Below are 20,797 nucleotides of genomic sequence, written 5' to 3'. Positions count from 1 at the left end.
CCTCTTATTTCTCTAATTCTAATAAAACACTAAGGGCTGATAAAGCGTAAAGTGGTGCTGTTTCTGCTCGCAAAATGCGAGGACCAAGTCCTGCTAAGACTGATCCCTTAGCTTCAAAACTCTCAATTTCTGCAGGTGACAGACCACCTTCTGGACCAAAGATAAAGAGCAATTTGGCTCCTTTTTCAAGACCAGAGACTGCTTGTAAAAGCGCAGCGCTTTCCCCTTCTTTGGCTGATTCTTCGTAAGCGACAACAATGCGGTCAAACTGGTCCAGTTGGGCTAGAAAGTCTGATTTTTTCTCGAAAAGTGTGACACTCGGTACTAGATTACGCTTGCTTTGTTCTGCTGCTCCAAGGGCAATTTTTTCTAGTTTTTCAACCTTTTTACCCAATTTCTTGCCATCCCACTTGGCGACCGACCAATCGGCAGGGAAGGCCCAGATTTGGCTGGCTCCTAGCTCGGTTACTTTTTGAGTAATGAACTCCAGCTTGTCTCCCTTAGGAAAACCAGATGCGATGGTCACTTGGACTGGCAGTTCTACATTGTCAGTTATTTCTTGGACCAACTCAAACTGACGGGCTTCCACATCCAGCACGCGCGCCAAGCGCTTAATTCCATCATCAAAGACCAAGGTCACCTCATCATCTTCTTTCAAGCGCATAACCTGAAACATATGCTTGCTGGTTTCCTTATCCTCGATGGTGACAGGAGAGATAGCACTGCCTTTGACAAAATACTGTTGCATGCTAGCCTCCAATCACACCGGAAATATCCTTGGCTTTCTTAAAGACACAGGCATTCCATTCCCCTTGAATCATATGGGTTTCAAGGAAAAATCCAGCTGACTCAGCCGACTCGCGCACCATGTCCCACTTGTCCTTGATAATGCCACTCATGATGAGGTAGCCTTCATCCTTGACCAAGCGGTAAGCATCATCCGTCAAATGAATAAGGATATCCGCCAAGATATTAGCCACAATCACATCTGCCTCAATCTCAACTCCCTTAAGCAAGTCTCCTGCTGCTACATGAATGTTTTCCATACCAGGGTTGAGCTCAATATTTTCCTGAGCAACACGAACTGCCACATCATCCAGGTCGTAGGCAAAGATTTCCTTGGCACCAAGTAGCGAGCTGGCAATAGAGAGAACCCCTGAACCAGTACCCACATCTAGCACTGTTTCCCCACCACGAAGAACCTGCTCCAAGGCAAAGAGGCTCATCTTAGTGGTTGGATGGGTCCCCGTACCAAAAGCCATACCTGGATCCAGCTTGATAATCTTTTCCCCAGCAGTCGCCTCATAGTCCGTCCAAGACGGCACGATGGTCAAATCATGAGTGATACGAGCTGGTTCATAGTATTTCTTCCAGTTGTCTGCCCAGTCTTCCTCAGCCAAGGCAGTCGTACCCATCTTGACCTCTCCCAAGTCCATAAAATCAGTTAGTTCCGCGAGACGGGCCTGCAAGTCTGCCTCAACCGTTGCTACATCAACCGTATCAGGGTAGTAGGCTGTCACTACGATTTCTTCTTGCTGCTCAACCTCTGGGAAAATCTCGCCGAAGCGGTCAACATTTCCCACATAGTCCATACTATCTTCGATCGCAACACCTTGCGCTCCCAGCTCAATCAAGAGATTGGAAACCAACTCCTCTCCCTCTCGCTTCACTGTAACTTTTAACTCTTGCCATGTTTCCATTTTGTATTTTCCTTATTCTTCTTAAATTCTTCAATCACATCTGTATAATGTTCTTTCATTGCGCTATGAATCTGCTGTTTAAAAATACCAAACATCAGATAATAAACAAATAGAACAACTCCTGCAAGCAGTAGCAAAAATAAAAAATGTACTGAAAGAGGCAGTACGAGACCTTTACCACTCAGTAAGGGTAAAACAAGCATTAATCCCCAAATAACAGCCATAGAGATCCCAGTTACTTTCATTGCTCTTTCTCTCATCTTCTTTAACTTTAAATATTCTATATAAATGAATATAGCTTCCTCTCTAGAATATTGTCCAGTTTCTAGCTTACGCTTAACTTCTTTATTCAACGTGGTTGTTGCAATTGCAAAAATCATTTTACTTCCTCCAAATAATCCCTTAATCTCTCTTGTAACTGAGGTACAACTTGACTGGAACTAAGAAATTCCTCAACTTTCATCAGCTGATAGCCCTGTCCTTCATCTCCAAACACGATACTGTCAAACTGGTTCTGTGTCAACTGACCGACAAGAAATACAGATTGTTTATCCGTAAAAAGCATACTTGGATAAACCTTACTCCAAAGCAGACAATCCTCAGTCAGATGAATTCCCAGTTCCTCAAAAACTTCACGCGCCACGCACTCAAAAGGACTTTCATCCCCCTCGCGTCCCCCACCGGGAAGCTCCCACATATTGGGCCAGGGAATGCTCGTCTTATTATCTCGTAAGATAGTCAGAAGCTTATCCCCACAAAACAAAGCAATCTTACAGCCTGTGAAATCAGAAATTTCTAGTTCCATGTCAAACTCCTAGTATCTCGGATAAGGATAAAATTCTCCCTCTTCCAAGCCTGCTTTCCCTTCTTCAAAGACTTCTTGGTTCCATTCCATGACGAATTCTTCTGCTTCTGGGTCTTCCAAAAAGTCCATGAGGGCATCCAGCCCAACCTCAGCAGTATCTTTAAGGAAAAGAGCAAAATAAGCTAAAAACTCACGAGAAAAACCTTTTTTAGGCAGGTAAGGGATGACAGTCAGATAATCTTCTTCATTGACGGTTGACTTAGCAGGATTGTAAAAAAGCACTGCTTCTTCAAAGAGAATGTCATCTGACGAAACCTCTCCGTCTTCATCCACCATCTCCACGCCTGCAGCATTTTGCGCTTCTAACAAAAAACTCACTTCAACTGCGTGATTACGCTTGTCCCAACTAATCTCAAAGTCAAAGGGAAAGTTCTTCTCCAACTCTTCCTCTAAAACATCTAAAAATCCGTATGTTGCCATTTTGACCTCTTTCTATGCGACTCTTTAATCGCCCCGATTACTCGGAAATATGCTAAAATAGATACTACCATCTTACCACATATGTATCAGAAAATCCACGTTAGAAAGGACTGCTATGCCAGACAATCTCGCGCTTCGCATGCGCCCTAAAACCATCGACCAGGTCATCGGTCAGGAGCATCTGGTCGGACCTGGAAAAATTATCCGCCGCATGGTGGAAGCCAATCGCCTGTCCTCCATGATTCTCTATGGCCCTCCGGGAATCGGCAAAACCAGTATTGCCTCTGCCATCGCAGGAACGACCAAGTATGCCTTTCGAACTTTCAATGCGACAGTTGATAGTAAAAAGCGACTGCAAGAAATTGCGGAAGAGGCTAAATTCTCTGGTGGTCTCGTCCTATTGCTAGACGAGATTCATAGACTAGATAAAACCAAGCAAGACTTCCTCTTACCTCTCTTGGAAAGTGGTCTGGTCATCATGATTGGCGCTACGACTGAAAATCCTTTCTTCTCTGTCACTCCTGCCATTCGTAGCCGTGTTCAAATTTTTGAGTTGGAACCTCTGTCTAACCAAGACGTCAAGGAGGCCCTGCAGATAGCTCTAAGTAACCCTGAGCGTGGTTTTGATTTTCCAGTAGAACTAGATGAAGATGCGCTGGATTTTATTGCTACCTCTACAAACGGAGACCTTCGCTCTGCCTTCAACTCACTGGATTTGGCAGCTCTCTCTACCCCTGAGAATGATAAGGGCATCCGCCACATCACCCTCGACATCATGGAAAATAGCCTGCAGCAGAGCTACATCACTATGGATAAGGATGGAGATGGCCACTATGATGTTCTCTCAGCCCTGCAAAAGTCTATCCGTGGCTCAGATGTGGATGCCAGTCTCCACTATGCTGCCCGCTTGATTGAGGCTGGTGATTTGCCAAGTCTCGCTCGTCGCTTGACTGTTATCGCCTATGAAGATATCGGCTTAGCCAATCCTGAAGCTCAGATTCACACCGTGACTGCTCTGGATGCTGCCCAAAAGATTGGGTTCCCAGAAGCCCGCATTCTCATTGCCAATGTCGTCATTGATTTGGCCCTTTCTCCAAAATCCAACTCAGCCTATGTAGCTATGAATAAGGCTCTTGCCGACCTCAAAACATCAGGGCACTTGCCTATTCCGCGACACCTGCGTGATGGGCACTACAGTGGAAGCAAGGAACTGGGGAATGCCCAAGACTATCTCTATCCACACAACTATCCTGGAAATTGGGTCAAGCAAGACTATCTACCAGAAAAAATTCGTAATCATCACTATTTCCAAGCAGAAGATACTGGTAAATATGAACGGGCTTTGGCTCAAAGAAAGGAAGCTATCGACCGTTTGCGAAAAATCTGAAATCCTTTTCAAAAAATTGCACTTTCCTCTTGATTTTTTTTGAAAAAGTGGTATTATATAAACATAGAAACGCTGTGGTGTACGACTTCACACTTAAGTGTTGACCGACTATTTTTTGTATTATTAGGGAAACAAAAGTCTTCTAACAGCATGTAGGCCGTCTCACACGGAAACAGCTTCAGTTAGAGCGAGTTGCCCACCTGCTTAATTGCGCGGGTTCAATACAAACCGTGAAGTTTCGGCACCAATACAGCTTTTTTCTTTGCCTCCTTAGCTCAGCTGGCAGAGCAGCGGACTCTTAATCCGTGGGTCACAGGTTCGATCCCTGTAGGGGGCATCTAAATACAACAGGAAAAAGCCTTGTAAATCAAGGCTTTTTTTGCTTGTCTATAACTGATTTACCCCATCATTTGTCCCACATTTTAAATCTATCTTTTCTTTTTGAATCAAATTACATCTTTACAAATAGTGTAAAGCCAGTTACTTTTGCTTTGATGCCATACAATATTTTCATGTAGAGAAGACAAATTTTATCTTCTCTTTTTATTTTCAAAATAATAAAAACTGATTTTCTTTTCATAAATCAGACTGAAACTTCCAAATTTTCCATTTTGTTTATTGACATTTCCTCTAAAAAGGTGTATAACATTTTTATTATTAAACTATACTATACTATATAGGGGGTATTGAAATGAAATTTTCTAATCGTTTACTGCTATTCCTTGCAGGAGTTGTTTTTGTCCTTTTAGGACTTTTCCTATTTACAAACCCAGTAGCTAATCTTGTTGTTTACAGCTGGTGGATTGCATTTGGTTTACTGGTTTCTTCTATAGCAGCTATTTTAGGCTATTTCTCTGTACCAAAAGAGCTTCGCTCACCAGCTCATCTTTTCCAAGGGATTGTTAATCTTCTCTTAGCTCTTTACCTCGTTGCCTATGGCTTTGTGACGCTGCCAGTTGTCATTCCAACTATTTTAGGAATTTGGTTAATTGTAGAAGCCATTATAGCTTTCTTTAAAGGCAATCGTCTGGGATTGATTTTCCCTATTATTGGCAACCATATCATGTGGATAGCGTTGCTTGCATTTTTACTAGGTCTAGTGATTTTGTTCAATCCAGTAGCTACAAGTGTCTTTGTCGTTTATGTCGTTGCCTTTGCATTTTTAATTGTTGGTTTCACCTATATCCTTGATGCCTTTCGTAAATAATCTAGCTGCCATTTTGGGCATATTAAAATAGCTGGGAAGTTACATTCTCAGCTTTTTCTGTTGCCTCCTTAGCTCAGTTGGTAGAGCAGTAGACTCTTAAGCTATGGGGCGCAGGTTCGAGCCCTGCAGGGGGCACATCTAAATCAACAGAAATAAGCCTTGAAACCAAGGCTTTTTTTAACGTCTAATAGCTTTTTGTAGAAAAGTATTTAAAAATAAAAGAGAAGAGAATCTCTCACTCTCTTCTCAGTATATCTTATTAAATTTAGTTTTTCTTAATCTAGCTGATTTTCCTTTGCAACGACAAATTCCTTAACCAATCGATAGATAACAGCAAATATCGGTGTAAAGAATATCATCCCAAGTAGTCCGAAAAGATTCCCTCCAATACTAGCAGCCGCAAGCGTGAAAATAGCTGGCAAACCAATAGACTGACCTACAACTCTAGGATAAATAAGGTTTCCTTCAATCAGCTGTATAACTTGATATAGAAGAAGAGAAAGTAAGGCTTGAGTAGGACTCACTGTGAAGATAAAAATCGCTCCCACAACACAAGCAATCATAGGCCCTACATAAGGAATGAACGATAGCACTCCTGCAAAGATACCTGTCATTACTCCATAGGGTATCCCAAACACGCTGTAACCAACCGCTATCATAACTCCTATGATAACTGCTTCAATCAGCTGACTCATCAAAAATTGGTCATAAGTCTCTAGTGCTACTTGTCCAATGTAAGTCAACTTTATCACCACCTTCTCTGGAAGAAAAACTTTTAGAAGTCGACTCGTCATCGCTGCCAAATGTTCCTTACTGGATAAAAATAAAAAGGTGAAGACTATAATCAAAAAGGCATTCATCAAACTTGAAAAAATATTGCCGATATTACTAGTCAGACCTGATAAAAAACCTATCAAAGCTTGGCTAATAGAACTAGATTGTCCCTGTATGCCTGATACGATAGTTGACAACATGTCTTTGGTTACAAATTCCGAGCTGCCTAGAAATTTCCCAAGTTGAGTAAGGACTGTTGAAAGGACTGTTCCCAGCTGACTAATAGTCTGAGCTAGGGTTGGCAGCACCAAAACCAAAAGAGCAATCACGATTAAGATAAGAGCTAGGAAAACAAGTACCATGGCAATCGGACGACGCAACTCTGCCTTTACCTTCAATTTAACTAAGTACTGTTCAATTTTTTTCATAGGAACATTAAGCACAAAAGCAATAACAGCACCATAAATCAAGGTTGATATTACATCAAAGAGAGAGATTGCTCCTGATATAAAGCTCGATGCATTCAGAATTACAAGAGCAACCAGCCCTATAAAAAGTATTAACGGGGTGTATTTTTTTACTAAGTTCATAAATTCTCCTTAATAAACATGTTTAGATACGACTATACTATTTGGTTTTTCAAACTCTCGATTAAGGTAGGCTTGGTAAGTTCCTGGAGCGATAAATCCTTTGGGTGAGAGGATATCGGTGCCAGCCTGACCGACTATGGTATCAGCCAAGAGCACACAGTTTGTAGATAAGACAAAGTAGGATTTAAACTTAGATTTGATAAATTTATAAAGTTCCCCATCTGTCTCATGTCTGATTTTATAAGCGTAGGTGTAGTCTTCCTTACCATCCCCTGTCATGATTTTATCTGCACTTGGCTCCCATGGAATCGTCAGTTGTTTCAATTCAGCCAACTTTTTCTGAACTGCTTTTTCCATTTCAGGCGTCAAATCTATCCCATAACCAAAAAGCGTTTTTTGACTCTCACGTTTACATAGGTCAATGTACTTGTCACGATCACAGAAATATAAGACACCATCTCCTACCATGCCAAATAAGGTCTCAGAAGACGGATCATAGTTGCCATAAGAAATAACACGGCCTTGATAGCAGATATCCACATGACCAATTGCCGAAAACAGAGAGGTCTCAGCTGTATGAACAAAAATTTCAAGCTCCGCTGTCTTACCAGACTTCACTATTCCAAGATGGATATCTTCTTCCTCATCAGCATTTTCCAGCATAAATTTGTTAACTTTTGCTAAAGTTCTTGCAGGGATGAGAGCGGCTAGGACAATAGGTAAGCTCATTCTTACACGACGTTTGAGATGGTTTTTCCCAATTTCCTCCTCAAACAAGAAACCATCACGGATATTGGACACACCATAAAGGAAAAAATAAGCCCCTAATACAAAGAGTTGAAAGACAGAATTTCCTGTAGAGGACAAAAGACTAGTCCCACCAAGAAAAACTAGTACGAGTCCATCTAGTAAGAGACGAAAACGAGGTCGAATTTTGTTTTTGCGGTAGAGAACATAGGTGACAAGGTTAATACTAGCATGAAAAATCTGATAAACTCCAATCACAAGAGCCAAAATATAAATCGGCACATCCGTCGCAAGATTGGAGCCAAGCAAATATCCCAGCACTAACAATTTAACCAGTGCAACTCCCAAGGTGTCCGTTGACTGACTTTTTTTGAAAATACGTAATACTAAATCTAAGACCGTTGCTATCCAAGCTAAAAACAGAACCAGTCGAATAACCTTTACTGGCAACCAAGTCCCCGTGACCATCAAGATGAGACCTAGCAGAACAAACATGAACCCCTGAGCAAGTAATTTCTTACCTGTCAGACCTAAAGATAGAATTTTCGCCATATAAAAACCTTTCAACAATAAAAATTAAACACTCCGATTAAACTGACTAGTAAATAGCCAACACTACAAACAGCCTGTGCCAGCAACATATGGTGACTAGAAATGACTGTAGTAATGTCACCATCTTGTCTTATGCACTTCTAAAATTTGTTATATTGATTAGAAACCAGAGCTTATAAAAACTAGCTAAACTCGAGAGATAGACACAATTGCGACGAAAAAATGTATAACCAATTCAACTTGTTAAGGTAAGAAAGCATTATTTCCAATCTATTAATTATTCATCTATTACCTATTATGACACAATATTCCCTATAGTTCAACTTTTTACTTGTTTTTATATTACACGGACTAAAAAGTTTTCAACAGTTGATTGCATTTGTTTTAATAAGTTTTAACCTTTCTTGGTTAGATAAAAAAAGAACCATACAGTTTAGAATCTGTATGGTTTTTGCCCCACTTTTGTCCCATTTTTAAATCATGACATTGAAAATACCTAAAATCACTTATATTTCAATATTTTTAATTGCTCTCAATATGAAAGTCCTTTCCAAATCCCTGTAGGGGGCATCTAAATACAACAGGAAAAAGCCTTGAGTTCCAAGGCTTTTTTGTGTATCTGTTCTACTTTTGGTCAACCAATGGATATTTAAGATATAATTTTGTAAACACCCTTTCCAGACAGCTCTAATCTGATTGCACTTAAATTTTTAAAAAATTTAAAACAAAAGTCTTGCTTTTCTTTTAATTTATGCTATACTTGTTCTTGTATCTGATACAGGTTAACAAAAAGGAGTTCAGATGGATACAAAATTCTCAGTTGCTTTACATATCTTAACAATGATTAGTGAAAGCAAGGAAACATTAAGTTCTCAAGCACTAGCTATTAGTGTTGGGACTAACGCTAGTTACATTCGAAAGGTGATTGCCTTATTGAAAAATGCAGATTTAATTCATTCTCATCAAGGAAAAACAGGATATCAACTCAGTAAATCACCAAAGAAAATGACTTTACTAGAGATCTACTATGCTACTCAAGAAATCAATCACATTAGTTTATTCTCTGTTCATCAAAATAGTAATCCCGATTGTCCCGTTGGAAAACATATCCAAGGAGCAGTTTCACCGCTTTTCGCTAGTGCCGAATCTCAATTAGAGAAGGAATTAGCAAATCAAACTTTAGAAGATGTTATTGACAATCTATACAAACAAGCCAAACAAGTCCGAAACTGATTTGATAACAAATCAGTTTTTACTAAAAACAACATGAACTTGTATTAGATACAAGTTCATCCAGTCGTATTAAAAAAGAAAAGAGAAGACAATGAAAGCCGCACAACACACTACTTATAATAAAAATAATATCTCACTGAACATCACAGAAATCGCTAAACCAAGTATTGCAGACAAACAAGTCTTGGTGAAAGTATCCGCAGCCGGGGTTAATCCTCTGGATAACATGATCTCTCGTGGTGAAGTCAAGATGATTGTTCCTTACAAACTTCCTCAAACTGCTGGTAATGAGGTAGTTGGGATCGTTGAAAGCATTGGCAAGAAAATTAACAACTTTCAGGTAGGAGACCGTGTCTTTGGCCGTCTGCCACTTGATCATATCGGCGCCTTTGCAGAATACCTAGCTGTCGATAGCCAAGCCTTAGCCAAGGTTCCAGACTATCTATCAGACGAGGAGGCTGCTGCTGTTCCTCTTACTGCCTTAACCATTATGCAGGCTCTTGACCTCATGGGCGCTCAAGCTGGGAAAACGATCTTTATTTCTGGTGGTACAGGCGGTGTCGGCGGTATGGCCATTCCGATTGCCAAGGCTAAACGTTTGAAGGTCATTACTAACGGTTCTGGAGATAGTGCTGAGCGTATCTTGAAACTAGGAGCAGACCGCTTTATCGATTACAAAACAGAGGATTATACCAAAACTGTTAGCCAGGTGGATTATGTTCTCGATACTCTCGGTGGAGCTGAAACTGAGAAACAAATGTCTATCATGAAAAAAGGTGGTCATCTTGTTTCACTTCGTGCGATGCCAAACGGTGTCTTTGCCAAACGCATGAATCTACCAAAATGGAAACAGATGATTCTTGGCTTAGCAGGTCGCAAATTTGATAAAATGGCGGAAAAACATAGTGTCCACTACCATTTTATCTTTGTAGAAAGCAATGGTACTCAATTACAAGAGGTAGCTGACCTCTTTAGTAAATTAGAAATCAAACCCTCTATCGATACAGTTTATCCATTTGAAGAGGTAAATAACGCATTAGACAAAGTCGCTAATGGTCGCTCACGTGGAAAAACAGTCCTCAGCTTTAAGAAATAAAAAGGAAAACACAATGTCATATCTTACAACTAAAAATCAATACACCACTTGGCAATAGATAAGTGGTTCGGAAAAGGTCTAACCAAACGTCAGCAGGCTTGCCAGTCCTAACCTACTATCTCATTGAGGTTACAAGTAAAGAGGAACTCCTCATCATTGACCAGCATACACGTGAAGTTGGGGCGCCGATCACATGGTTAAACTCAAGAGAGTTAGAATTTAGTGATCCATATGATATCGTAACCCGTGTTCGAATAGTCAACAAATGATAGGATAGGGTTTCGATTCAATCTGTGACACATCCCATTTCAAGTTTTTTGATACAGGATTAAAAGGTCTTTCTTTTTATACTTCAGATACTTAGCTCTGGGCATATACTATTTAAAACAGGTCCCAAAATGAATGTAACTAGGATCTCTGCTAATGATAGATATGAAATTTTTTAATATTCAAAAAGACTCCACCTATCTAAAGGAAATCTACCCTAGAGATGGATGGAGTCTTCTTTCACTCACTAATCTAGTCGAATAAACATCATGGCATTTAACAAAGATATGAGTGAGACCGTGTTTATATTATTTGAATAGATCAGTCTCTTATTTTCAATCGGAGGAATAATAAAATTAGAAATGATGATATCATAAGGCGATTCTTCTAAAGATTCCTTTGATAATTCTAATTCAGTCCAAACTTCAAGTTCAAAATTGTTGCTGCAATAATAAGAAAGTGTTTCCGCTACTGATTTTGCATGATACTGATCAAAATTGCTCATAACCAGAACCTTCAGCTTTGGCTGATTTTGTAGTAGATTAAGCACCAAATGTTTGGTATGAGTGATGAATGTATAAGATAGATGATTTACCATCATTGAACTAGAACAAACTTCAAGAGTCTCTAAATAATGAGAAAGCTCTTTTTTTACATCTGAAACAAATTTAGGGAAAATATTTTGAAAATTCCTGATTGTATTCCCTTTTTGATCAAATAAAATAAACTCAGTGGACAACTCTTGACGATACAGATGTGCGGTATTATGCAGATGCCAAATCAGATTATCCCTATTTTCAATCTCAATCTGATACTTGACTGAAATCTGATCAATAAAATCACTCAATAGATGGTAAGATTTTTCAACATAGCTATCCTTTTTTACACATTTCATAAAGAGACTTTCATCTATGAAAAACATTTTTTGAAAGTAAGACACAAATAATTGGCAAACCACTTCTTCATCTAAAGAGATATTGTATTCTGATTCAAAACTCTGAGCAACACCTTCTATTCCTTCTGCCTGCATTAAAAAATCCAAACTTTGGTCGTTAAAAGAATCTTTCTCTATTGCCATAAGATGACCAAACTTTATTCGATATAGATTAATAACCAGGAGCAGCTTTAGCATTCTATGAGTTGACAAATTCATTGGAAAGCTTGTTTCCTTATAAACCAATTCTAACAATTGAGATAGGGGCTCTGATGAAAAATTTTCAAATGGCCATTCTAGGAAATAATATTTTTCTGAAAAATATTGTGCAAAAAAGTAACGAATATCTCTCTCATTTCCAATGATTTGAACAGGGGTCAGACTGATTTCAAATTGAAATTGCCTTTTAATCACTTTATTGATTTGGCTAATAATACGATAGAGCGAAGATGAACTGATATAAAATTCTTTACAAATACTCTCAGCTTGACAACCTTCATTAAAGAAGATAAATTCTAAAATCGAAAAATGAGTTGAATGCTTAAAGAAATGATGGTAAACCATTTCAATATCGCTATCATCGGTATTAATAATGCGTATACCATTAGTAGAAGAATGAAAAATCAAGTCAGGAAAAGCAGATTTAACATGGGATAGATCATCTTTGACTGCACGTTCTGTACAATTTAGTAACTCTGCTAGTTCAGAACGATGAAACCATCGTTTATGTTCAAATAATAATTCTAATAATTCTAATTGCCTATGACTTTTTTTAGATAATAAATCTCTCATGAATGTCTTTCTCTCTTTATAAATTATCGGATTTCACCTCTTGCAATTATACCACAAAGAATAGGTATAACATGCTGTAACGACTTTTACTAAGATCCTTTATTTCGTATAATAACACTACGGGAGCAATATATAAACAATTTTCTTATTTTACCGTCTATTGAGGGCGTGAATACAGAATCAAATTCAAGTCGAAAGAGTATATTTTTAATTTTAAAAATTATATAATAGCAACAATCAAAGAATTTGATTTTTTGATATTAAAATTATATAATAATCAAAATAATTGATTTTTTGTATTAAAATTATATAATAGTAATAATAAAAGAAATTGATTTATTTTTTGATATTAAAATAAAAAAGGAGGGTAAGCAATGTTGTGGTCAATCATTGCTGGAGGTCTGATTGGACTTGTAGCAGGTAGAATCACTAAAAAAGGTAGTTCTATGGGAATCGTCGCAAATGTATTCGCTGGTTTAATCGGGTCATCTGTAGGACAATCCCTTTTAGGTAGTTGGGGCCCATCCATCGCTGGAATGGCTTTGATCCCATCTATTGCAGGAGCAGCAATTGTTGTTACTGTAGTATCATTCTTTACAGGTAAAAAATAATTACTTGTAGAATAAACTATTTTTAAATAGATTAGACGGGTAAAAATAGTTTAATGTTAAATCGAAAGGATTGTATATGTCAAAAACAAAGAAAATATTTTTAATTATTTTCTGTATTTTAATCTTGACAATTTTCCTTCCTGTTTTGATAGATTATCATCAAGTTAGTGATCTAGGCATTCAGCTATTTAGCTGGAGACAGAATCATTTCGTTGAATTTTATCTCTCTAGATATATATTCTGGGGGATAGTGGCTCTATCAACTTTAGTTTTGTTATCGATGTTAGTTGTGTTGTTTTATCCTAAACGTTACTTGGAAATTCAACTTGAAACTAAAAACGATACATTGAAATTAAAGAATTCAGCAATCGAAGGTTTTGTTAGAAGTTTGGTGAGTGATCATGGATTGATCAAGAACCCAACTGTTCATGTAAATTTACGAAAAAATAAATGTTTCGTTCATGTAGAAGGTAAAATTCTTCCTTCGGACAACATCGCTGACAGATGCCAACTAATTCAAAATGAAATAACTAATGGATTGAAGCAGTTTTTTGGTATTGAGCGTCAGGTTAAACTAGAAGTTCTAGTAAAAGACTACCAGCCTAAACCAAAACCTCAAAACAAAAAGACTGTTAGTCGTGTGAAGTAAGGAAGTAAAAAATGGAATGGCTTAAACAATATCGATATCCAATTATCACTGGTCTCATAGGCGTATTTCTCGCTTGTTTGATTATCTCCTTTGGCTTCTTCAAAACAATATTTGTATTGATTTTAGGAGCACTGGGAGTTGCAGCTGGATTATATATCGAAAAAAACTATATAGATAAATAAAAAATAAAAATTACTAATTTAATTAAAGGAGTTTCATATGTCAAACGAAAAAAACATTAACACTAACGTAGAAAAGAAAGATGCTACTGTTGTAGCTCACGAAATCAAAGGGGAACTTACTTACGAAGATAAAGTTATCCAAAAAATCATTGGTCTGTCACTAGAAAACGTTTCAGGTCTTTTGGGAATCGACGGTGGTTTCTTCTCAAATCTTAAAGAAAAAATCGTTAACAGCGATGATGTAACAAGTGGTGTTAACGTAGAAGTTGGTAAAACACAAGTTGCAGTTGACTTAAACATTATTGCTGAGTACCAAAAAAATGTTCCAGCTTTATATTCAGAAATCAGAGAAATCGTATCTTCAGAAGTTGCTAAAATGACTGACTTGGAAGTTGTTGAAATCAACGTAAACGTTGTCGACATCAAAACTAAAGAACAACACGAAGCAGACTCAGTAAGCCTTCAAGATCGCGTATCTGACGTTGCTGAATCAACAGGAGAATTCGCTTCAGAACAATTCGAAAAAGCTAAATCTGGTCTTGGATCTGGTTTCTCAACTGTTCAAGAAAAAGTTAGCGAAGGCGTAGAAGCTGTTAAAGGTGCAGCAACTGGTGTAGTATCTCACGAAAAAACTCGTGTAAACTAATATAAAATAAATATAACAGGAGAAATTATCATGTCAGTAGAAGAAAAATTAAATCAAGCTAAAGGTTCTATTAAAGAAGGTGTTGGGAAAGCCATCGGTGATGAAAAAATGGAAAAAGAAGGAACAGCTGAAAAAGTTGTTTCTAAAGTAAAAGAAGTTGCTGAAGATGCCAAAGACGCTGTAGAAGGCGCTATCGAAGGTGTTAAAAACATGTTGAGTGGCGACAATAAATAAGGCTAAAAGTTACTTTATCTTTTTAGTAACATTAGTCAAAAGAGTCTGAGTCAAGATGATTCTCAGAAAACAAAAAGCTAGAGATTTCCAATTGCGGAACTCTAGCTTTTTAATTTTGCCTCTTTCTCTTATTATATTTCAGCAGGTTGTTAACCATGAGTACAAATCCCATGTCAATTCTCACTTGGCGCTTACCTCTCAGATAACATCTCTTATAACCCAAACAAACCTTTATCTGCCCAAAGACAGATTTCATATCAATCTTACGTTTAGCGAAAATTTGTCTACCCTTGGAAGATAAAAGTGCCTGATATTCTTTAGTTTTTAAACACTGGTAACGTTCATTCATATACAGTCCCTTTTGAGGGGCTGATTCAGGTTCATCATCACAGTCAACATTTATTTCAAGGCTTTTTCCTTTCTACATCCCCTTCTTCATAATGTATTTTCGTATTGGTGTTTCAACCATTTGAACGATTTCAAATCCTTCTTTTTGGTAAAGATTATAAGCTGTTTGATTTGCCTCGTAGACATTTAGAGAAATAGTATCTATGTCTCCACTGTCAAAGGCCAAACTAACAAATTTCCTTAAAGCCTGGCTACCTAAGCCTTGCCCCTGTTTCTGGGGATTGATAAAAAATCTTCCAATATGAAGATTGCTGTCTTCTTGCCTGATTTTCTGGATAAGCCCCACAAACTCTTGTCCTTCAAATATTGAACAGATTCCTTCCAAATCTTGCAAGACTTGAATTGTCAAGGGAAAAGGAATCATTGTTCCCATCCATTGTTCTTGAAAGGATTTGCCAAGGGAGTTGGACCATTGGCATACGAGCTGAGCGTTTTCTGTGCTCACCTTTTCTTCAAAACGAATTATCATCTTTGCCTCACCATCTTATCTATGTTTCTCCATTATACTACTTCTCCTATTTTTTACGAATAGATAAGTATGATTGATTTTTATTTTTTTCTTGTCGGGAGTATTCTCGCTTCCTTTCTTGGTTTGGTCATTGACCGTTTTCCTGAGCAATCCATTATCCGACCTGCTAGTCACTGCGATTCCTGTCAGACTCCCTTGCATCCCTTAGATTTGATTCCAATTCTCTCGCAGGTCTTCAATCGCTTTTACTGTCGCTACTGCAAGGCTCCTTATCCTGTCTGGTATGCCCTCTTTGAACTAGGCTTAGGGCTCATCTTTCTGCTTTACTCTTGGGGATTACTTCCCTTGGGGCAAGTCGTCCTAATCACCTCTGGTTTGACCTTGGGCATCTACGACTTTCGCCATCAGGAATATCCCTTACTGGTCTGGATGACTTTCCACCTAATCCTCATGGCTTCCTCTGGCTGGAATCTGGTCATGGTCTTCTTCCTTGCTCTTGGAATGTTGGCTCATTTTATCGATATCCGCATGGGTGCAGGGGATTTCCTCTTTTTAGCTTCTTGCGCTCTCGTCTTTAGCATAACCGAGTTACTCATCTTGATTCAGTTTGCTTCTGCAACAGGAATTCTAGCCTTTCTCCTGCAAAAGAAAAAGGAAAGACTTCCTTTCGTACCTTTCCTCTTACTTGCTGCTTGTGTGATTATTTTTGGTAAGCTACTGCTTGTTTGATAAAGTCCTGAATCGGCTCTCCTTGGTGGAGAGCTTTTACAATTTTCGAACCAACGATAACGCCATCTGATACCGCATTGAAGCGTTCAACATCGGCTTGACTAGATACACCAAAACCTGTCAAGACTGGGATATCGGCCACTTGATGCAATTGTGCCAAGTGCTTGTCCAAGTCTGCGCGGTAATTGCCAGATTTCCCTGTCACCCCATTGATGGCAACAGCATAGACAAATCCTTCTGCCCCTTTAATTAATTCTTTCTGGCGCTCAATCCCTGTCGTCAAACTAACTAGGGGAATCAAGGCGATATCTGTATCTGCCAAAAATGGTTCTACAAAGTTGGCATGCTCATGAGGCAAGTCTGGAATAATCAAGCCCTTAACCGCTGTATCTGCCAAATCTTTGACAAAGTTCTCCACACCGTACTGAAAGAGGGGGTTGAAGTAGGTCATAATGACCAGTGGAATCTCTGTTTCAATGGTTTTCAAGGTTTCAACCAAAGCCTGGGTAGAGGTCCCGTGGGCTAAACTGCGCAAGCCAGCTTCTTCGATAACAGGTCCATCTGCGACAGGATCTGAAAAGGGAATGCCCACTTCAATTGCAGAGACACCCAAATCTTCTAAAAAGTGAATTGTTTCATCTAGACCATCCAAACCTTTTTCGTGGTCACCAGCCATGATGTAGGGAACAAAAATTCCTTTTCCAGTCGCTTTAATAGCATTTAATTTTTCTGTTAGTATCTTAGGCATGAGCTTCTCCCTTCTTTGCTTCATCTGCTTCCAAGCGGTCTTTGACTTGGACCACATCCTTGTCCCCACGACCCGATAGGCAGACAATCATGGATTTGTCTGGTCCAAGTTCTTTGGCCAATTTCACCGCAAAGGCGATAGCATGGCTAGATTCCAAGGCTGGGATAATCCCTTCCACACGAGACAAGAGTTGGAATCCTTCCAAGGCTTCCTCGTCTGTCACAGGGACATAACTGGCACGTTTGATATCATGGTAGTGAGAATGTTCAGGACCGATACCAGGATAGTCCAAACCTGCTGAGATAGAGAAGGCTTCAAGAATTTGACCATGGGCATCTTGGAGCACATCCATGAGGGAACCGTGAAGGACACCAGGACGACCCTTGGTCAAGGTAGCTGCATGGTGCTCCGTATCCACACCAAGTCCAGCTGCTTCAGCCCCATACATGGCTACTGACTCATCTTCTACAAAGGGATGGAAGAGGCCGATAGCATTAGAACCACCACCAACACAGGCTACTAGGGCATCTGGCAGATCTTGACCTGTCATATCACGGTACTGTTGTTTAGCCTCTCGACCAATGACACTTTGGAAGTCACGAACGATTTCTGGGAATGGATGAGGTCCCAAGGCAGAACCAAGAATATAGTGGGTATCATCGATATTTGCCACCCATGAACGAAGAGCTGCATTGACCGCATCCTTGAGCACGCGCGAACCATCAGTCACAGCCTCAACCTTGGCTCCCAAAAGCTCCATACGGAAGACATTGAGGGCTTGACGTTTAACATCCTCTTCACCCATATAGATGGTACATTCCATGTTAAAGAGGGCTGCAGCAGTTGCAGTTGCCACACCGTGCTGACCAGCACCTGTTTCAGCGATAATTTTCTTTTTACCCATGCGTTTAGCCAGAAGAACTTGTCCCAAGGCATTGTTAATCTTGTGGGCCCCTGTATGGTTAAGGTCTTCACGTTTAAGATAAATCTTGGCTCCGCCAATATGCTGGGTCAAGTTTTTTGCGTAGTAAAGAGGAGTTTCACGTCCTACATACTGGCGCAAGAGTTGATTTAATTCCTCTTGGAAACTTGGGTCTGCCTGACTTTCACGGTAGGCCTTCTCCAACTCCAAAACTGCTGTCATCAATGTTTCTGGGACAAAACGTCCGCCGAATTTTCCGTAAAATCCATCTTTATTTGGTTCTTGATATGCCATTCTTTACCCTCTCTATAAATCTTCTAATCTTTTCATGATCTTTTTGTCCGTCTGTCTCCACTCCGCTCGATACATCTACTGCATAGGGAGTAAAGTGTTGAATTGCTTTTACTACATTGTCTTCATTAAGGCCACCTGCGATAAAGAAGGGTTGAGTTAGTCCAGTCGTATCCAGTTGAGCCCAGTCAAAGGTCTGGCCACTCCCAGCCACAGGGGCATCAAAGAGTAGATAGTCTGCCTGAGAATTGGGTACATGCCCCTCTCCATCCACCTGCACAGCCTGAATACTGGCACAAGGCAAATTCTCAAACAAATCATCTGCCACCTGACCGTGAACTTGAACCAAGTCCAAGCCAACTTTGTCAATGACTTCTAGCAGTTGAGCCCGACTTGGTGAAACAAATACACCAACCTTTTTGACATCTGTAGGAATAAGCTTTGCCAGCTCAGCAGCCTGATCCAAGGTCACCTGTCTTTTACTAGCTGCAAAGACAAAACCGATGTAGTCCGCCCCTGCTGAAACAGCTGTCTCCACCGCTTCTTTGGTCGATAATCCACAAATCTTAACCTTTGTCAATCTGCAACTCCTTGATTCTCTGGGCTACATCTTCTGCCTGCATAAGAGCTGTCCCAACTAAAATTCCATTAAAGTATGGTGCTACTCGTTCCGCATCCTGCCCTGTGAAAATAGCAGATTCAGAAATGTACAAGCAATCATCTTTGAAATGTTTAGCCAAATCTACACTGGTCTGCAAGTCAACTTCAAAGGTAGTCAAATTGCGGTTATTAACACCAATAATCTCCGCACCAAGTCTGTGAGCTACCTCTAGTTCAGCTAGATTGTGAGTTTCCACCAAGACTTCCAGACCAAGCTCTGTCGCATAGTCATAAAGTTCCTTGAGGCGTTCTTCGGACAAGGCTGCCACGATGAGCAAGATGACTGTCGCACCTGCATTGCGAGCTCGGATGATTTGTTTTTCATCGATAATAAAGTCCTTGTTAAGCGTCGGAATCTGTACCTGACTGGAAATCTCCCGTAGATAATCCAAATGTCCTTTAAAGAAAACTTCATCTGTCAGAACAGAAATCATCACTGCTCCGTTCGCTTCATAAGTCTGGGCCTGTTGCACAATATCCACATCTAGATTGATATCTCCCAGACTAGGGCTAGCTTTCTTGACTTCAGCGATTACCTGTAAACGGTCCTGGTGATTCTTCAAAAATTCTGCCAAGCGATAGGTCTGGCGCAGGGGCTGGATTTCCTCCAGCTCCATCTGCTCAACCTCACGTGCCTTCTGCTCCAAGATTCGTGCTAAAAATTCCTGACTCATTTTTGGTACTCCTGTAACAGTCTGAGTTTTTCAAGGGCTTTGCCACTAGCAATCACTTGACGGGCCAAGGCAACTCCTTCCTTAATACTAGCTACTTTACCATTAGCATAGAAACCAAGACCAGCATTTAAAACTGTCGTTTCCAAGAATGGACTTGGTTCATTTTTAAGAACGCTGAGCAAAATTTCTGCATTTTCCTGAGCGTTACCTCCACGAATATCTTCGATAGCGTAGCGTTCCATCCCTAGATCTTCTGGAGTAAAGCTTGACAAGCTGATTTCGCCATTCTCAAGAAGTGCAATCTTGGTTGTTCCATTCAAACCAGCTTCGTCCAATCCTTCTGGACCAGCAACCACTATAGCACGTTTGCGACCCATATTTTTCAAAACCTGAGCTGTACTTTCTAGCAGTTCTGGACGACTAATACCAAGAAGCTGTGTTTCCAAAGCCATTGGGTGAATCAGGGGACCAGTCAAGTTCATAATCGTTGGAATTCCCAACTCCAAACGAGCTGGCATGATGTATTTCATAGCTGGGTGCATATTTTTAGCAAAGAGAAAGACGATGCCAGTTTTATCAAAGACCTTACCTAGTTCAGCTGGTTTGAGGTCTAGGTTGATGCCCAAGGCTTCTAGGACATCTGCAGAACCAGATTTAGAAGAAATCGAGCGGTTACCGTGTTTTGCCATATGAACACCGCCACCAGCCAAGACAAAGGCTGCAGTTGTGGAAATATTAAAACTGAAAGACTTGTCTCCACCTGTACCACAGTTGTCCATGGCATCATGAATTTCAGTTGGAATATGTTGGGCATGCCCTCTCATGACTTGGGCAATGGCTGTGCGTTCTTCAGGTGTTTCCCCCTTCATCTTAAGAGCTAAGAGGAGAGAAGCAATCTGCGCCTCCGTTACACGCCCAGTTACGATACGCTCAATGACATCCGTCATTTCCACACCTGATAAATTTTCAAATTTTGCTAGTTTTTCAATAATCTCTTTCATCCTAGTTTC

26 protein-coding genes and 2 tRNA genes are annotated in these 20,797 nt (G+C 39.8%); 13 read left to right on the top strand and 15 right to left on the bottom strand.

All coding sequences use genetic code 11. The features are described 5' to 3' along the window. Positions 1-4: 4 nt before the first annotated feature. From DXN33_RS00750 to DXN33_RS00730, 5 genes are read right to left on the bottom strand one after another with little or no spacing between them, the layout of a single operon-like run. Positions 5-748: a 16S rRNA (uracil(1498)-N(3))-methyltransferase gene (locus DXN33_RS00750; protein WP_115904010.1), complete on the bottom strand. Its 744-nt coding sequence runs from the start codon at positions 746-748 to the stop codon at positions 5-7. Position 749: 1 nt separating this feature from the next. Further along, complete coding sequence (gene prmA, locus DXN33_RS00745) at positions 750-1,700, bottom strand: 50S ribosomal protein L11 methyltransferase (RefSeq protein ID WP_115904008.1); 951 nt, start codon at positions 1,698-1,700, stop codon at positions 750-752. Then, on the bottom strand, positions 1,679-2,080 hold the full coding sequence (locus tag DXN33_RS00740) for a hypothetical protein (protein ID WP_115904007.1): 402 nt from the start codon (positions 2,078-2,080) through the stop codon (positions 1,679-1,681). Before DXN33_RS00740 ends, prmA begins: the two co-directional genes overlap by 22 nt. Then, positions 2,077-2,505 (bottom strand): NUDIX hydrolase, encoded by a 429-nt coding sequence (locus tag DXN33_RS00735; RefSeq protein ID WP_115904005.1) that lies wholly within the window; start codon positions 2,503-2,505, stop codon positions 2,077-2,079. Before DXN33_RS00735 ends, DXN33_RS00740 begins: the two co-directional genes overlap by 4 nt. Before the next feature lie 9 nt (positions 2,506-2,514). Continuing rightward, positions 2,515-2,985 (bottom strand): DUF3013 family protein, encoded by a 471-nt coding sequence (locus tag DXN33_RS00730; protein ID WP_000257121.1) that lies wholly within the window; start codon positions 2,983-2,985, stop codon positions 2,515-2,517. 115 nt (positions 2,986-3,100) lie between these two features. Here DXN33_RS00730 and DXN33_RS00725 point away from each other — a divergent pair, with 115 nt between their 5' ends. From DXN33_RS00725 to DXN33_RS00710, 4 genes are all read left to right on the top strand, one after another. Next, entirely contained in the window at positions 3,101-4,372 is a 1,272-nt protein-coding gene (locus DXN33_RS00725; RefSeq protein ID WP_001113194.1) for a replication-associated recombination protein A, read from the top strand. A gap of 264 nt (positions 4,373-4,636) precedes the next feature. Beyond that, a tRNA-Lys gene (locus DXN33_RS00720) sits at positions 4,637-4,709 on the top strand. A 354-nt stretch (positions 4,710-5,063) separates the two neighbouring features. After that, positions 5,064-5,579 (top strand): DUF308 domain-containing protein, encoded by a 516-nt coding sequence (locus DXN33_RS00715; RefSeq protein WP_033681462.1) that lies wholly within the window; start codon positions 5,064-5,066, stop codon positions 5,577-5,579. A gap of 62 nt (positions 5,580-5,641) precedes the next feature. Continuing rightward, positions 5,642-5,714, top strand: a tRNA-Lys gene (locus tag DXN33_RS00710). A gap of 140 nt (positions 5,715-5,854) precedes the next feature. On the opposite strand, the gene DXN33_RS00705 is transcribed toward DXN33_RS00710, so the two are convergent. Both DXN33_RS00705 and DXN33_RS00700 read right to left on the bottom strand, forming a co-directional pair. Continuing rightward, positions 5,855-6,943, bottom strand: coding sequence for an AI-2E family transporter (locus tag DXN33_RS00705; protein ID WP_033681461.1), 1,089 nt, complete (start codon positions 6,941-6,943; stop codon positions 5,855-5,857). Positions 6,944-6,952: 9 nt separating this feature from the next. Continuing rightward, the gene (locus tag DXN33_RS00700) at positions 6,953-8,242 is read right to left on the bottom strand and encodes a DUF308 domain-containing protein (protein WP_115904004.1); all 1,290 of its coding nucleotides are present in this window, start codon (positions 8,240-8,242) and stop codon (positions 6,953-6,955) included. A gap of 801 nt (positions 8,243-9,043) precedes the next feature. On the opposite strand from DXN33_RS00700, the gene DXN33_RS00695 reads away from it, so the two are divergent. From DXN33_RS00695 to DXN33_RS00680, 3 genes are all read left to right on the top strand, one after another. Further along, positions 9,044-9,475 (top strand): Rrf2 family transcriptional regulator, encoded by a 432-nt coding sequence (locus DXN33_RS00695; RefSeq protein WP_115904002.1) that lies wholly within the window; start codon positions 9,044-9,046, stop codon positions 9,473-9,475. Between the two features lie 91 nt (positions 9,476-9,566). Beyond that, the gene (locus DXN33_RS00690; protein WP_115904001.1) at positions 9,567-10,571 is read left to right on the top strand and encodes an NADP-dependent oxidoreductase; all 1,005 of its coding nucleotides are present in this window, start codon (positions 9,567-9,569) and stop codon (positions 10,569-10,571) included. A gap of 62 nt (positions 10,572-10,633) precedes the next feature. Continuing rightward, the gene (locus tag DXN33_RS00680) at positions 10,634-10,840 is read left to right on the top strand and encodes a hypothetical protein (protein WP_181897260.1); all 207 of its coding nucleotides are present in this window, start codon (positions 10,634-10,636) and stop codon (positions 10,838-10,840) included. A gap of 245 nt (positions 10,841-11,085) precedes the next feature. On the opposite strand, the gene mgaSpn is transcribed toward DXN33_RS00680, so the two are convergent. After that, a complete protein-coding gene (mgaSpn, locus tag DXN33_RS00675) occupies positions 11,086-12,564 on the bottom strand; it encodes a virulence factor transcriptional regulator MgaSpn (RefSeq protein WP_115903999.1) in 1,479 nt (492 codons plus the stop codon). Positions 12,565-12,938: 374 nt separating this feature from the next. Between mgaSpn and DXN33_RS00670 the strand changes: the two genes are divergently transcribed. The 5 genes from DXN33_RS00670 (at position 12,939) to DXN33_RS00650 (ending at position 14,886) form a co-directional block, all read left to right on the top strand. Continuing rightward, on the top strand, positions 12,939-13,175 hold the full coding sequence (locus DXN33_RS00670; protein WP_033688245.1) for a GlsB/YeaQ/YmgE family stress response membrane protein: 237 nt from the start codon (positions 12,939-12,941) through the stop codon (positions 13,173-13,175). Between the two features lie 76 nt (positions 13,176-13,251). Beyond that, positions 13,252-13,824 carry an alkaline shock response membrane anchor protein AmaP gene (gene amaP / locus DXN33_RS00665; protein WP_023946078.1) on the top strand — a complete coding sequence of 191 codons (573 nt, stop codon included), beginning with the start codon at positions 13,252-13,254 and terminating at the stop codon, positions 13,822-13,824. Between the two features lie 11 nt (positions 13,825-13,835). Continuing rightward, entirely contained in the window at positions 13,836-14,006 is a 171-nt protein-coding gene (locus tag DXN33_RS00660; protein WP_000455069.1) for a DUF2273 domain-containing protein, read from the top strand. A gap of 37 nt (positions 14,007-14,043) precedes the next feature. Next, on the top strand, positions 14,044-14,652 hold the full coding sequence (locus DXN33_RS00655) for an Asp23/Gls24 family envelope stress response protein (RefSeq protein WP_033684829.1): 609 nt from the start codon (positions 14,044-14,046) through the stop codon (positions 14,650-14,652). Positions 14,653-14,682: 30 nt separating this feature from the next. Next, positions 14,683-14,886, top strand: a complete 204-nt coding sequence (locus DXN33_RS00650) for a CsbD family protein (RefSeq protein WP_000109960.1) — start codon at positions 14,683-14,685, stop codon at positions 14,884-14,886. 109 nt (positions 14,887-14,995) lie between these two features. On the opposite strand, the gene DXN33_RS00645 is transcribed toward DXN33_RS00650, so the two are convergent. Both DXN33_RS00645 and DXN33_RS00640 read right to left on the bottom strand, forming a co-directional pair. Continuing rightward, complete coding sequence (locus DXN33_RS00645; RefSeq protein ID WP_257375295.1) at positions 14,996-15,241, bottom strand: transposase; 246 nt, start codon at positions 15,239-15,241, stop codon at positions 14,996-14,998. Between the two features lie 66 nt (positions 15,242-15,307). After that, entirely contained in the window at positions 15,308-15,763 is a 456-nt protein-coding gene (locus tag DXN33_RS00640) for an N-acetyltransferase (protein ID WP_115903997.1), read from the bottom strand. Positions 15,764-15,832: 69 nt separating this feature from the next. Between DXN33_RS00640 and DXN33_RS00635 the strand changes: the two genes are divergently transcribed. Next, positions 15,833-16,492 (top strand): A24 family peptidase, encoded by a 660-nt coding sequence (locus DXN33_RS00635; protein ID WP_115903995.1) that lies wholly within the window; start codon positions 15,833-15,835, stop codon positions 16,490-16,492. Here DXN33_RS00635 and trpA read toward each other — a convergent pair. Genes trpA through trpD form a run of 5 tightly spaced genes read right to left on the bottom strand, consistent with a single transcriptional unit; the run spans position 16,464 to position 20,788 of the window. Continuing rightward, a complete protein-coding gene (trpA, locus tag DXN33_RS00630) occupies positions 16,464-17,240 on the bottom strand; it encodes a tryptophan synthase subunit alpha (protein ID WP_115903993.1) in 777 nt (258 codons plus the stop codon). The two genes, DXN33_RS00635 and trpA, sit on opposite strands and share 29 nt — an antisense overlap. Continuing rightward, on the bottom strand, positions 17,233-18,456 hold the full coding sequence (trpB, locus tag DXN33_RS00625; RefSeq protein ID WP_115903991.1) for a tryptophan synthase subunit beta: 1,224 nt from the start codon (positions 18,454-18,456) through the stop codon (positions 17,233-17,235). The genes trpA and trpB overlap by 8 nt, the downstream gene beginning before the upstream one ends. Then, complete coding sequence (locus DXN33_RS00620) at positions 18,434-19,033, bottom strand: phosphoribosylanthranilate isomerase (RefSeq protein WP_061864451.1); 600 nt, start codon at positions 19,031-19,033, stop codon at positions 18,434-18,436. The genes trpB and DXN33_RS00620 overlap by 23 nt, the downstream gene beginning before the upstream one ends. Continuing rightward, entirely contained in the window at positions 19,020-19,787 is a 768-nt protein-coding gene (gene trpC, locus DXN33_RS00615) for an indole-3-glycerol phosphate synthase TrpC (protein ID WP_033687251.1), read from the bottom strand. The genes DXN33_RS00620 and trpC overlap by 14 nt, the downstream gene beginning before the upstream one ends. Then, on the bottom strand, positions 19,784-20,788 hold the full coding sequence (trpD, locus tag DXN33_RS00610) for an anthranilate phosphoribosyltransferase (protein ID WP_033687252.1): 1,005 nt from the start codon (positions 20,786-20,788) through the stop codon (positions 19,784-19,786). Before trpD ends, trpC begins: the two co-directional genes overlap by 4 nt. Between the last annotated feature and the right edge of the window lie 9 nt (positions 20,789-20,797).

The organism is Streptococcus sp. NM (assembly GCF_003390135.1).
Lineage (GTDB): Bacteria > Bacillota > Bacilli > Lactobacillales > Streptococcaceae > Streptococcus.
This window is presented reverse-complemented; position numbering and strand designations above follow the sequence as displayed.

Excerpts from the sequence above, each read along its gene's own strand:
- DXN33_RS00750 (WP_115904010.1), bottom strand. The coding sequence starts at position 748 with ATGCAACAGTATTTTGTCAAAGGCAGTGCTATCTCTCCTGTCACCATC.
- prmA (WP_115904008.1), bottom strand. The coding sequence starts at position 1,700 with ATGGAAACATGGCAAGAGTTAAAAGTTACAGTGAAGCGAGAGGGAGAG.
- DXN33_RS00740 (WP_115904007.1), bottom strand. The coding sequence starts at position 2,080 with ATGATTTTTGCAATTGCAACAACCACGTTGAATAAAGAAGTTAAGCGT.
- DXN33_RS00735 (WP_115904005.1), bottom strand. The coding sequence starts at position 2,505 with ATGGAACTAGAAATTTCTGATTTCACAGGCTGTAAGATTGCTTTGTTT.
- DXN33_RS00730 (WP_000257121.1), bottom strand. The coding sequence starts at position 2,985 with ATGGCAACATACGGATTTTTAGATGTTTTAGAGGAAGAGTTGGAGAAG.
- DXN33_RS00725 (WP_001113194.1), top strand. The coding sequence starts at position 3,101 with ATGCCAGACAATCTCGCGCTTCGCATGCGCCCTAAAACCATCGACCAG.
- DXN33_RS00715 (WP_033681462.1), top strand. The coding sequence starts at position 5,064 with ATGAAATTTTCTAATCGTTTACTGCTATTCCTTGCAGGAGTTGTTTTT.
- DXN33_RS00705 (WP_033681461.1), bottom strand. The coding sequence starts at position 6,943 with ATGAACTTAGTAAAAAAATACACCCCGTTAATACTTTTTATAGGGCTG.
- DXN33_RS00700 (WP_115904004.1), bottom strand. The coding sequence starts at position 8,242 with ATGGCGAAAATTCTATCTTTAGGTCTGACAGGTAAGAAATTACTTGCT.
- DXN33_RS00695 (WP_115904002.1), top strand. The coding sequence starts at position 9,044 with ATGGATACAAAATTCTCAGTTGCTTTACATATCTTAACAATGATTAGT.
- DXN33_RS00690 (WP_115904001.1), top strand. The coding sequence starts at position 9,567 with ATGAAAGCCGCACAACACACTACTTATAATAAAAATAATATCTCACTG.
- mgaSpn (WP_115903999.1), bottom strand. The coding sequence starts at position 12,564 with ATGAGAGATTTATTATCTAAAAAAAGTCATAGGCAATTAGAATTATTA.
- DXN33_RS00670 (WP_033688245.1), top strand. The coding sequence starts at position 12,939 with ATGTTGTGGTCAATCATTGCTGGAGGTCTGATTGGACTTGTAGCAGGT.
- amaP (WP_023946078.1), top strand. The coding sequence starts at position 13,252 with ATGTCAAAAACAAAGAAAATATTTTTAATTATTTTCTGTATTTTAATC.
- DXN33_RS00660 (WP_000455069.1), top strand. The coding sequence starts at position 13,836 with ATGGAATGGCTTAAACAATATCGATATCCAATTATCACTGGTCTCATA.
- DXN33_RS00655 (WP_033684829.1), top strand. The coding sequence starts at position 14,044 with ATGTCAAACGAAAAAAACATTAACACTAACGTAGAAAAGAAAGATGCT.
- DXN33_RS00650 (WP_000109960.1), top strand. The coding sequence starts at position 14,683 with ATGTCAGTAGAAGAAAAATTAAATCAAGCTAAAGGTTCTATTAAAGAA.
- DXN33_RS00640 (WP_115903997.1), bottom strand. The coding sequence starts at position 15,763 with ATGATAATTCGTTTTGAAGAAAAGGTGAGCACAGAAAACGCTCAGCTC.
- DXN33_RS00635 (WP_115903995.1), top strand. The coding sequence starts at position 15,833 with ATGATTGATTTTTATTTTTTTCTTGTCGGGAGTATTCTCGCTTCCTTT.
- trpA (WP_115903993.1), bottom strand. The coding sequence starts at position 17,240 with ATGCCTAAGATACTAACAGAAAAATTAAATGCTATTAAAGCGACTGGA.
- trpB (WP_115903991.1), bottom strand. The coding sequence starts at position 18,456 with ATGGCATATCAAGAACCAAATAAAGATGGATTTTACGGAAAATTCGGC.
- trpC (WP_033687251.1), bottom strand. The coding sequence starts at position 19,787 with ATGAGTCAGGAATTTTTAGCACGAATCTTGGAGCAGAAGGCACGTGAG.
- trpD (WP_033687252.1), bottom strand. The coding sequence starts at position 20,788 with ATGAAAGAGATTATTGAAAAACTAGCAAAATTTGAAAATTTATCAGGT.